The sequence below is a fragment of the Actinomadura sp. KC345 genome, assembly GCF_004348515.1.
Taxonomy (GTDB): Bacteria; Actinomycetota; Actinomycetes; order Streptosporangiales; family Streptosporangiaceae; genus Spirillospora.
On record NZ_SMKH01000071.1, the window covers coordinates 19,656 to 29,089 of the forward strand.

11 protein-coding genes and 1 pseudogene are annotated in these 9,434 nt (G+C 69.5%); 7 read left to right on the plus strand and 5 right to left on the minus strand.

All coding sequences use genetic code 11. From position 1 onward, the window contains the following. Nucleotides 1–205: 205 nt before the first annotated feature. Both E1281_RS14595 and E1281_RS14600 read left to right on the plus strand, forming a co-directional pair. On the plus strand, nt 206–1,798 hold the full coding sequence (locus E1281_RS14595; protein ID WP_131878350.1) for a TROVE domain-containing protein: 1,593 nt from the start codon (nt 206–208) through the stop codon (nt 1,796–1,798). A 193-nt stretch (nt 1,799–1,991) separates the two neighbouring features. Then, the gene (locus E1281_RS14600; RefSeq protein WP_131878352.1) at nt 1,992–3,134 is read left to right on the plus strand and encodes a serine hydrolase domain-containing protein; all 1,143 of its coding nucleotides are present in this window, start codon (nt 1,992–1,994) and stop codon (nt 3,132–3,134) included. 67 nt (nt 3,135–3,201) lie between these two features. On the opposite strand, the gene E1281_RS14605 is transcribed toward E1281_RS14600, so the two are convergent. Next, nucleotides 3,202–4,122 (minus strand): aminoglycoside phosphotransferase family protein, encoded by a 921-nt coding sequence (locus E1281_RS14605; protein WP_131878354.1) that lies wholly within the window; start codon nt 4,120–4,122, stop codon nt 3,202–3,204. Between the two features lie 101 nt (nt 4,123–4,223). Between E1281_RS14605 and E1281_RS14610 the strand changes: the two genes are divergently transcribed. Continuing rightward, nucleotides 4,224–4,760 (plus strand): hypothetical protein, encoded by a 537-nt coding sequence (locus tag E1281_RS14610; RefSeq protein WP_131878356.1) that lies wholly within the window; start codon nt 4,224–4,226, stop codon nt 4,758–4,760. A 99-nt stretch (nt 4,761–4,859) separates the two neighbouring features. Beyond that, a pseudogene (locus E1281_RS41885) lies at nt 4,860–5,165 on the plus strand (serine hydrolase domain-containing protein); the annotation flags it as partial. A gap of 90 nt (nt 5,166–5,255) precedes the next feature. Here E1281_RS41885 and E1281_RS14620 read toward each other — a convergent pair. Further along, on the minus strand, nt 5,256–5,468 hold the full coding sequence (locus E1281_RS14620; RefSeq protein WP_207943284.1) for a DUF397 domain-containing protein: 213 nt from the start codon (nt 5,466–5,468) through the stop codon (nt 5,256–5,258). Beyond that, entirely contained in the window at nt 5,465–6,286 is an 822-nt protein-coding gene (locus E1281_RS14625; RefSeq protein WP_165958933.1) for a helix-turn-helix transcriptional regulator, read from the minus strand. Before E1281_RS14625 ends, E1281_RS14620 begins: the two co-directional genes overlap by 4 nt. 152 nt (nt 6,287–6,438) lie before the next feature. On the opposite strand from E1281_RS14625, the gene E1281_RS14630 reads away from it, so the two are divergent. Further along, nucleotides 6,439–6,669 (plus strand): hypothetical protein, encoded by a 231-nt coding sequence (locus E1281_RS14630; protein ID WP_131878360.1) that lies wholly within the window; start codon nt 6,439–6,441, stop codon nt 6,667–6,669. A gap of 104 nt (nt 6,670–6,773) precedes the next feature. After that, nucleotides 6,774–7,088, plus strand: coding sequence for a hypothetical protein (locus E1281_RS14635; RefSeq protein ID WP_131878362.1), 315 nt, complete (start codon nt 6,774–6,776; stop codon nt 7,086–7,088). 108 nt (nt 7,089–7,196) lie between these two features. Here the strand turns inward: E1281_RS14635 and E1281_RS14640 are convergent, their stop codons facing one another. After that, nucleotides 7,197–7,904, minus strand: coding sequence for a TetR/AcrR family transcriptional regulator (locus E1281_RS14640; protein ID WP_131878364.1), 708 nt, complete (start codon nt 7,902–7,904; stop codon nt 7,197–7,199). Nucleotides 7,905–7,993: 89 nt separating this feature from the next. On the opposite strand from E1281_RS14640, the gene E1281_RS14645 reads away from it, so the two are divergent. Beyond that, the gene (locus tag E1281_RS14645; RefSeq protein WP_207943285.1) at nt 7,994–8,743 is read left to right on the plus strand and encodes a siderophore-interacting protein; all 750 of its coding nucleotides are present in this window, start codon (nt 7,994–7,996) and stop codon (nt 8,741–8,743) included. Nucleotides 8,744–8,750: 7 nt separating this feature from the next. Here E1281_RS14645 and E1281_RS14650 read toward each other — a convergent pair whose 3' ends face one another. Next, on the minus strand, nt 8,751–9,353 hold the full coding sequence (locus E1281_RS14650) for a hypothetical protein (RefSeq protein WP_131878366.1): 603 nt from the start codon (nt 9,351–9,353) through the stop codon (nt 8,751–8,753). Nucleotides 9,354–9,434: the final 81 nt, after the last annotated feature.

The following is a 9,434-nucleotide window of genomic DNA, read 5'->3' on the forward strand; positions in this document are numbered from 1 at the left end:
GATCTCGGGAGGGACCGATGTTCTCGCAGGGTGCCCGGTGCGCAGGTGACGGATACTTCTTAATCCGCAGGTTGCGGGTTCAAATCCCGTCGCCGCTCTGGGCGGTGTAGCTCAACCGGGTAGAGCAGTGGGCAATCCAGACCGTCGCCGACTTTCGATCTCGGGCACCCTGAACGGTTCCTCCGCCAGACGGAAGGAGCCACTCATGGCGAAGTTCAACCGCGGCGCGGTACGTCCCGCCGCGTCCAGCCCGGTGAAGACCGAGGACGTCCCGACCGGCCGCACCCACGAGGGCGCACCCGGCCACGCGAGGTCGGACGCCCGCTCGGAGCTCTTCCTGCTGGCCGTCGCGAACATGGTCGGCGAGAACACCTTCTACGAGCAGGCCGGCGACCGCGACGCCCGTTTCCGTGACCTCGTCCACCGGGTCGCCGTCGACGACGCCGACTGGATGGCCGGGTTCCTGCCGTGGCTGCGTGGCGAGGGCAACATGCGGTCGGCGTCCCTGGTCGCCGCCCTGGAGGCCGTCCGGGCGCGTCTCGCCGCGGGGCTGCACGGCGGCAACCGGCAGCTCGTCTCCAGCGTCATACAGCGAGCCGACGAGCCCGGCGAGGCCCTCGCCTACTGGATCGGCACCTACGGCCGCGCGATCCCCAAGCCGGTCAAGCGCGGCATCGGCGACGCGATCCTGCGCCTGGGCACCGAGTTCAACTACGTGAAGTGGGGCAGCGAGGGCAGGGGCATCGGCTTCGCCGACGTCCTCAACCTCACCCACCCGGGCGACCGCAAGGGCAGTTCGCAGGCGGGCCGCTTCCAGGGCCCCTGGCAGCATGACCTCTTCGGGTACGTGGTCAAGCGCCCGCACCAGCCGGACACGCCGATCCCGGAGTCGCTGGAGACCCTCACCCGCCGCGACGCGCTGCTGTCGATGCCGGTGGACGAACGGCGCCAGGTCCTGGAGCACCCCGAGCTGCTCGCCCGCGCGGGCATCACCTGGGAGGCGCTGGCCGGCTGGCTGCAGGGCCCGATGGACGCGGCGGCATGGGAGGCGATCATCCCGAGCATGGGGATCTTCGCCCTCGTCCGGAACCTGCGGAACTTCGACCAGGCGGGCGTGAGCGACGCCGTCGCCGAGAGGGTCGCGGCCAAGCTCGCCGACCCCGAGGTCATCGCACGTTCACGCATGTTCCCGTTCCGGTTCCTGGCCGCGCACAACGCGGCGCCGTCGCTGCGGTGGGCCTGGCCGCTGGAGCAGGCGCTGAACCACTCGCTGGCCAACGTGCCGCGGCTGGACGGCCGGACGCTGGTCCTGGTCGACCGCTCCGGCAGCATGTTCGGCGGCGTCTCGCAGAAGTCGGGACTCGACCGCGCGGACTCGGCGGCCGTCTTCGGCACGGCGCTGGCGCTGCGCGCGGCCTCGGCCGACCTGGTCGAGTTCGGCACGAGCCACCAGCGCGTCGAGGTCCGCCGCGGCGAGTCGCTGCTGAAGGCGCTGGAGCGGTTCCACAGCCTGGGCGGCACCAACACCGCCGAGGCGGTCCGCGCGCACTACGGCGGCCACGACCGCGTCGTGATCGTCACCGACGAGCAGGCGTGGGGCGGCCACAGGGGCGCCGACCCCACCGGTCAGGTCCCGGCCGAGGTGCCGGTCTACACCTGGAACCTGGCCGGCTACCGGTACGGCCACGGCCCGTCCGGCGACCGCCACCGCCACACCTTCGGCGGCCTGTCGGACGCGGCGTTCCGCCAGATCCCCCTCCTGGAGGCGAGCCGGAGCGCGACCTGGCCCTGGCTGTGACCCGGGCCCACCGCAAAGGCCCTGTGCTCAGACCGAGGATCTGAGCACAGGGCCCCAGCGCGCCCCACGGGCCATCGCTCTACCCCCTGCGAGGGAGAGATCGGTGACGGATCACGCCGGCGGGGGAAGCGGCCGCGGCGGCCGGCACGGCACGGTTTCACGACAAGAAACCGTGCGACTTCAGGAGACTTCCATGCTTGTGCGGAAGACCGGCGTGCGTGCGCTCCTCTCACTCGCGGCGGCGGCCGCGGTCACCGGCGGAACGGTGGCAGGGGCCCAGGCGGGAACCCGGACGGATCTCCAGCGATCGCTGGACGGGATCGTCTCGGCGGGCGCGGTCGGCGTCCAGGCCGAGGCGATCAGCGGGCACCGGACGTGGCGCGGCACCAGCGGCACGGCCCGGCTGAAGGGCGGGCAGCCGGTACCGCGGCGGGGGTTGTTCCGGATCGGCTCCACCACCAAGACCTTCACGGCGACCGTCGTGATGCAACTGGTCGCCGAGCGCAAGGTCGGGCTGGACGATCCGGTCGAGCGGTACCTGCCCGGCCTGGTGCCGAACGGAGAGAACATCACGGTACGGCAGCTGCTCAACCACACCTCCGGACTCCGCGAATACCTGGAGGACACCCAGAAGTTCCCGCTCAAGGGACAGGACTTCCTCGACCGCATGCGGTTCGTCGACCACGCCCCGCGTGACCTGGTGCGGGCCGGCGTGCGCCTACCTCCGCCCTTCCCGCCGGGTACCGGCTGGCGCTACTCCAACACCAACTACGTGCTGGCCGGTCTCATCATCGAGAAGGTCACGGGCCGCTCGTACGCCGAGGAGGTACGGCGCAGGATCATCCGGCCGCTGGGGCTCGGCGACACCTCGCTGCCCGGGAAACGGACCTCGATCCCCGGACCGCACGCGCACGGCTACATCCAGGTCACCAAGGACGGCACGCCCCGTCCGGTGGACATCACCCGGCTCAACCCGTCATGGTCCTGGGCGGCCGGCGAGATGATCTCGACCACCGCGGACGTCAACCGGTTCTTCGCCGCGCTGCTGGACGGCAGACTGCTACCGCCCGCCCAGCTCAAGGCCATGAAGACCACGGTGCCGTTCCCGCTGCCGAACGGCAGCACCGACGGCCTGGGCATGGTGAAGATGCCGCTGCCCTGCGGGATATCGGTATGGGGCAAGGACGGCGGCCTCCACGGATACATGACCCAGTCGGTGCACTCCGAGGACGGGCGGCGGCACCTCACCATCTCGGCCAACCTGCGCGAGTTCGCCTTCGCGGAGGTCGGCGAGGCGATCGACAAGACGGTCACCGACGCCTTCTGCGGACGGTAGCGGCCCGGGGGGACGCGGAGGAGTTCTTCGGCCTCACTCCCACGCGGGACGGCCACGCGGGCCGGACCTAACGGCGCAGCAGGGCCGTGGCGATGGCGACCTGGGCGGGTTCCAGCGCCGCCTTGCCGTCTTCGATGTCCCAGAGAGCGTTCTGGAGTACGCGGCCGAGGGTCCAGCCGGTCGCTCGGTTCCGGTCCAGGCCGAGGACCTCGGTCAGCAGGTCGAAGCGCCGGAGCACCGCGCGAGCCACGTCACCGGTGGCCTCGACCTCGTCCCACCGATTGTCCAGTGCCGGCAGCAGCTCGAATCCCGGGTCGCCGGCCAGTGGTTCGGGATCGATCGCCAGCCAGGGTTCCCGCTCTCCCGCGAGAACGTTGTCGTAGTGCAAATCCCAGTGCAGCAGGCGGTCGCCGGGTTCACTCATCAGCTCTGCCACGGCGGACGCGCAGGTGCGCACCAGCCGCCGTTCGGCAGGGTCACGCAGTGCCGACGCCGCCTGCGGGACCTGGTCGAGCATGGCGGCGGCGATGTCGGACAGCCGCCGCAGACCCGCCGGGGCAGGCACCGAGGTCAGCCGTGCCATCAGATCGGCCAGAATCTGGATGGCCGTGGTGTCGTCGGCGATCGAAGACAGGGGCCGGGTCGCATCCAACCGCTCCAGCAACTGCGTGGCGCTGTTCTCGTCATGGTCGAGCAGGCGCACGATCCCGTCGCCGTTCCAAGCCCGCAAGCCGGTGGCGGTGCCGACGGTCTCCTCCCGGAGCTGCTGAAGCTTCAACACGGCGGGAGTCCCGTCGGACTGAAGCACGGGCAAGACCAGCGAGGCCATGCCGTACGCGGGCGGGCCGTCAGGCCGCAGCCCCCAGCGCTCCAGGAGTTCGCCACCCAGCCGGGGCAGCTCGGCGATCCATGCTCGCTCCTTGGCTCCGTGCGCGCCATAGGACACGGCGAACTCATCCGGGACGTCGATGTCGATCGACCTGGTCACGGAAAGAATCTCCTTCGGCAGTTCGTAGTCAGGTGCGATGGACGAAGAATCCGGGGCCGTGCCGACAAGCGTCCGGCGGCGGTTCCCCTTAGTCTGACCGCATGCAGATTCCCGGCCTCGGCCCGCTCGTCGAGGACGCCGACCTGGGCTGGTACCGGAGCGAACCGGTTCCCGTGCCGATCCTGGGCGGCGAACCCCGCCGCTTCAACGTCGAGGGCTATGTCGATGACCCCGCACCCGAGGACTTCCACGCCGCGATCCGAACGTTCCTGGCGCTCGACCGGTCGGCGCTGACCGCGGCCGCACCGTCGATCTTCGCCTACTACCGCGATATCACGGACGACATCCTGGCCGCCGGTGACGACGACTGGTACGTCGAGATCGAGGGCCCCCACGATGTGCTCGACCACATCCTGCTCGGGGACGAGCCGATGGTGGCCCGCGATTCGCCCGGCGACGGGCACGTCTACGTGTCGCTGGAATGCGAATGCGACTGGGAGCCGGAGCACGGCCTGCAACTGGTGTTCAGAGACGGCCGCACGGTGACCAAGGTCGGCCCGTACGACGGCCACCTGACCTACCCGGCCGCCTGGACCGCCGACTCCCCCGACGGCATCGTCTACCACAGACCGCGCTGACGCTCCCCCGCGGCGCCTCCGGAGGAGGTCCGCACCACCGCGAGTGCGGTTTTCCGCAGGAGAGGCGGGCGGCCGTCCCCATGGGCCGTCCAGAAGACGCTGGACGACCTGGTGAAGAACAAGGCGGCCACGGCCGTCCTGCTGCGCGTGCGGACCGCGGGCGGCGCCGAGTGGTCCGGCGCGGCGGGCGTCTCCGACGTCCGGACGGGTCGGCCCGCCGATCCGTCCGGGTACTTCCGGATCGGCAGCGTCACCAAGACCTTCGCCGCGACCGTCCTGCTGCAACTCGTCGACGAGGGACGGCTGCGGCTCGACGACCCCGTGGCCGCGCACCTGCCCGGCGTCGTCCCGGACGGCGAGCGCATCACGGTGCGGCAGGTCCTCCAGCACACCAGCCTGCTTCGCGACCACATGAGCGACCCGGGGCGGTCCACTCACCGCCCTGGTGTGCGCTGCGACTGCTCTTCCGCCACAGGGCGTCCGACACACTCACAGCTACCCCTCCAGGTCGAACTCGCTCGTCTTCACACGGTCGGCGAACACCCGCCACGCCGCACCGCCGAACGCCAGGCGCGGACCGTCCGGGTCCTTGGAATCACGCACGGCCACCACAGGCGTAAGACCCGCAACCTCCACACACTCACCGCCATGCTGATCGCTATAACTGCTCGTACGCCATTGGGCGATTGACGGGTCGTTCTCCTTCATAGCCCCTCCAGCACGGCCCTGATCAAGGCCAGCGACTCCACGGTGGACAGCGCGTGCCCTCGAACCAGGTCATATCGTACGACGTGTCTCGTGACACGAGGTGCTTGATCGATGAGTATGCCCTCGCCACCCGACTCCGTGTACACAACGTTCGTACCGTCCTCAAAACCAAGGATGGTGAACATCCCACCGAGGCCGTCGTGAAAACCAACATCGAACGGAACTATGTGGATCATATTGGTGGGGAACTCGGCAAACTCTAGCATGCGGGAAAGCTGCTCGCGCATGACTTCACTATTCCCAACTACCCGGCGCAGAACAATCTCATCCATGATGAACCAGGTGCGGGGCGGATTCTCACCAACGAAGACCTCCTGACGCTTCAGGCGCTCTTGAACCAGCCGATCAACGATCTCGGGAAGCTGATTGGCGCCAAGCACGGTACGCGCGTACCCCTCCGTCTGCAGCAGCCCAGGCACCAAGGTCGGACTGAAGTTCCTGATGTAATTCGCTTGCGCCTCGCTGCTCAGGTATTCCGGGAATCCCGGGGGCACGACGGCGATGTGTCGCGTTTCGTTGATTCGCTCCCATAGACGGCAGAACAGTCCGTCCGCCTTAAAGAAGGTGTCGAGCGCGGCTGCGAATTCTTTGGACGGGAGGTTCTTGCGCAGCTCGACCTGGCCGACATACGAGTCGGCGAAGCCGAGTTTTTCTGCGAGGTCCTTCTTGCTGAGACCGGACTGCGTTCGACGCCATTCCAGTTCCTTCGCGAAGGTGACGATGGCGGGACCGTCGTAGGGCTCGGATCGGGCGGGCATCACGACCTCCGGGGGGCCGCACCCACGCGGCGAGTGCGGATGATCTTGCCTGCGGTGCATTGCAGGTGGTGCTCGGTCGATTCCTAAGCGTAGTCGGGCGTGTGAGGGTGGTCACACGAAATGGCGAGCCGGGCCGAGTCAGAGGGAACTCGATGAACACGCAGATGCAGGTGGACGAGCGGGAGTTGGGGCGGCTGCGGGCCGACTTCGGCGGGTGGCGGATCTGGCGGGCCGTCAAGCAGGACGGGCGGCTCGGTGAATGGGTCGCCAGCTTGCACGACCCCCGCGTCGGTGTTGAGCCGACGCTGATGTTCCCCACCGCGCCGCTGCTGCGGGCCGCGCTGCTCCGGCAGGCCGAAAAGGCGCAGGTCAGGAACCGGTGAACCGGCGGTGGCGCGGTGGCCATCGCCCTTGAAGCGCGGCGCGGCCGGTGGACGTCCCCCCGGGCCTACCGGCCGCGCCGTCCCCACGAGAAGAGGTGAGCTTTATGGGCATGCGGTTCGGCGGGCATGCGGACACGGCCGAGCGGCCTGCGCCGTCCAATGAACGGCGTGTGCACCTGGACGCGCTTCGGGACGCCGTCCAGGCGCGGCAAGAGCTGGCGTGCGGGATGGTCGAGCGGCGCGGAGTGACCTGGGTGAGCGTCGTCGGGGTCGGCGGGACGCGGCGGCTGGTCGAGGTCGGGTGCGACTACGGCCGGTCGACGTGGTGGTTCACCTGGTCCGACGGGCGGCCGATCGTCCCCGCGCGGGACGTCCACCGGGCGGTTGACGTGCTCATCCGTGAATTGGCGGGCACATGACCGCGGGCGATCTCGGATCCATCGCCGTCGACCTCGTCTCGTTCGGCGGGGCGTGCATGGCGTTCGGATGGTTCTTCGGGTTCCTGGCCGGGAGCCGCTGAGCGGCGGTCAGTTCGGGGGCTCGTAGGCCAGGCCGAGCATTCCTGCGATGTCGCGGAGGCATTCCTCGTAGATGGGCTCCATGTCGGTGTAGACGTAGTCCAGCTGGTTCAGGACCTCCATGCACAGGAGCCCGTAGAGCCTCATCCAGCAGGACGTGGTCACGTAGAGGACTTCGACCGGCAGCTTGACGTCGAGCTGGTCCCGATAGACGCGCAGTTGGTCGCGTATGGAGGGCGCCAGGTCGTCCGGGACGGGGAACGGGCTCGTCTCCCACAACTTCGCGAACTCCTCCTGGAAGACGTGCTCGAATTCGCGGCCGGCGAGGTTGCGCGGGGAGTCCGGGGTCCGGGTGACCGAGGATGGGACGGGGCTGGCGAATATCCAGCCGAACTCGGCCGGGTGGGCGACCGCCCAGCCGCGCATGGCGCGGCAGGTGGCCAGGAGGCGCGCGGCTATCGAACCGTCGGCGTGGGCGTCGCGGGCGGCCCTCATCTCGGCGGCCAGTTCCGCGAAGAAGTCGGCGGTCACGGCCTGGACCAGCTCGTCGTGGCCGGAGAAGTAGTGGTACAGCGCCGGGCCGCTCATCCCGACCTCCCGCGCGACCGCGTTGATCGTCACGGCGGCGGAGCCCTTCGTGGTCAGAACCGTGCGCGCCGCTTCGCGGATCTCCGCCAGGGTGCTCTGCCGGAGCCTGTCGCGGCGACTGGAGGTCATGGTCCGTCCTTCCCGATCGGTGCCGTTGACAGTCTAGGGCTTCTATGCTTCCTTAATGTCTCTAAACAATCTTAGAGGGAGTAGAAGTCATGGCGCGCAACCCGCTGAACAGCCTCGTCGGCAAGTACGCCATGGAGGCGACGGTCACCGATGTCGGGCACGTCACGCCGACGATGAAGCGGATCAAGCTGGTCGCCGGGCGGCCGATCGAGTTCCCCTACGCCCCCGGCCAGCATGTCCGGGTGCAGATCAACGACCCGCTCTCGATGCACGGGCTGCTGCGTCCCGGCGAGACGCTGCGCACCTACACGATCTGGGAGTTCGACCGGGACGCGCGTGCGCTGGAGCTTCGCGCCCACCTGTACGACGGCGACGGCATCGGGCTCAGGTGGGCGCGGGACGTCCGGGCCGGCGACCCGGTGACGTTCTGGTGGCCGCAAGGCGACTTCTTCGTCCGGGACGCCGGCTTCCACGTGTTCGTCGGCGAAGAGACCGCGTCCGTCGCGTTCGGGCCGATGCTCCGGGGCCTGGACGCGTCCGCGCGGGTCTGCGGGGTGCTGGAGAGCGAGTCCGTGGAGCATGATCCGCCGCTTCCCGGTCCGCACGGGCTGCACCGCGTGCACCGCGAGGGGAGGCCGGCGGCGTCGTCCACGGTCATGCTGGACGCCGTGTCACGCCTCGACCTCCCCGAACACGAGGGGGCGGGGGCCGCCTACGTGGCCGGGGAGGCGCGGACGTGCCAGATGGTCCGCGACCACCTGGTGCGCGATCGCGGGTGGCCGCGGAAGTCGATCAAGGCCAAACCGTTCTGGATGCCCGGCAAGCGCGGTCTCCACTGACGCCCGGTCAGCCCTTGGGGACCGGCAGCAGGTCGGCGTGCCTGACGTTGTAGGCGCCCTTGGTGACGGGCGCGAAGGCCGCGGGGCCCATGCAGGTGCCGACCTTGCCCTCCTCCCAGCCGCCCTCTCCGTTCTCGACGCCGTTGACGACCGACCAGGAGAAGCCCATGCGGTCGTGCCTGCCGCCGGGGCCGCCGTCGTGGACGCTGAAGCCGAGCCGCTGGCCGATCTTGTCCTTGATCGGCTCGTCCGCCTTGGTGACGACCGCGGTCAGGGTGGCGTTGCCGGGGCTGGTCAGCAGGCAGTCGACCTTGGCCTCCGACCGTACGGTCCATCCCCCACCCGGGGAGTGGTGGTAGATCTTCACGGTACCGCGGGCGTCGGTGGGCAGCCCGTCGGGAGCGCCCGGCTTGGGCTCCGAGTACGGGACGGCACGCGCGTCGAAGGTGAAGGCGCGGACGTCCTGATCGGGCCAGTAGGTGAGGCGGATCTGCCCTGACCCCGACACGCGCGCCGCTTCGGGCTCCGTCGTCGTCTCCGCTGCCACCGGCGCGGCCATCACGGCGATGGCCGCGACGATGACGACGGCGATCTTGATGGTCCTGGGCATTGAGGGCTCCCGTTCGGTCGGCGGACGGGCCCGAGCGGCCCGGCCATCCCCAATGCTCCGGTCAGGCCCCGCGCGCCGCCC

What these genes read in the sequence shown, in the direction of transcription:
- E1281_RS14595 (WP_131878350.1), top strand. Translation starts at nt 206, where the DNA reads ATGGCGAAGTTCAACCGCGGCGCGGTACGTCCCGCCGCGTCCAGCCCG.
- E1281_RS14600 (WP_131878352.1), top strand. Translation starts at nt 1,992, where the DNA reads ATGCTTGTGCGGAAGACCGGCGTGCGTGCGCTCCTCTCACTCGCGGCG.
- E1281_RS14610 (WP_131878356.1), top strand. Translation starts at nt 4,224, where the DNA reads ATGCAGATTCCCGGCCTCGGCCCGCTCGTCGAGGACGCCGACCTGGGC.
- E1281_RS14620 (WP_207943284.1), bottom strand. Translation starts at nt 5,468, where the DNA reads ATGAAGGAGAACGACCCGTCAATCGCCCAATGGCGTACGAGCAGTTAT.
- E1281_RS14625 (WP_165958933.1), bottom strand. Translation starts at nt 6,286, where the DNA reads ATGCCCGCCCGATCCGAGCCCTACGACGGTCCCGCCATCGTCACCTTC.
- E1281_RS14630 (WP_131878360.1), top strand. Translation starts at nt 6,439, where the DNA reads ATGAACACGCAGATGCAGGTGGACGAGCGGGAGTTGGGGCGGCTGCGG.
- E1281_RS14635 (WP_131878362.1), top strand. Translation starts at nt 6,774, where the DNA reads ATGGGCATGCGGTTCGGCGGGCATGCGGACACGGCCGAGCGGCCTGCG.
- E1281_RS14640 (WP_131878364.1), bottom strand. Translation starts at nt 7,904, where the DNA reads ATGACCTCCAGTCGCCGCGACAGGCTCCGGCAGAGCACCCTGGCGGAG.
- E1281_RS14645 (WP_207943285.1), top strand. Translation starts at nt 7,994, where the DNA reads ATGGCGCGCAACCCGCTGAACAGCCTCGTCGGCAAGTACGCCATGGAG.
- E1281_RS14650 (WP_131878366.1), bottom strand. Translation starts at nt 9,353, where the DNA reads ATGCCCAGGACCATCAAGATCGCCGTCGTCATCGTCGCGGCCATCGCC.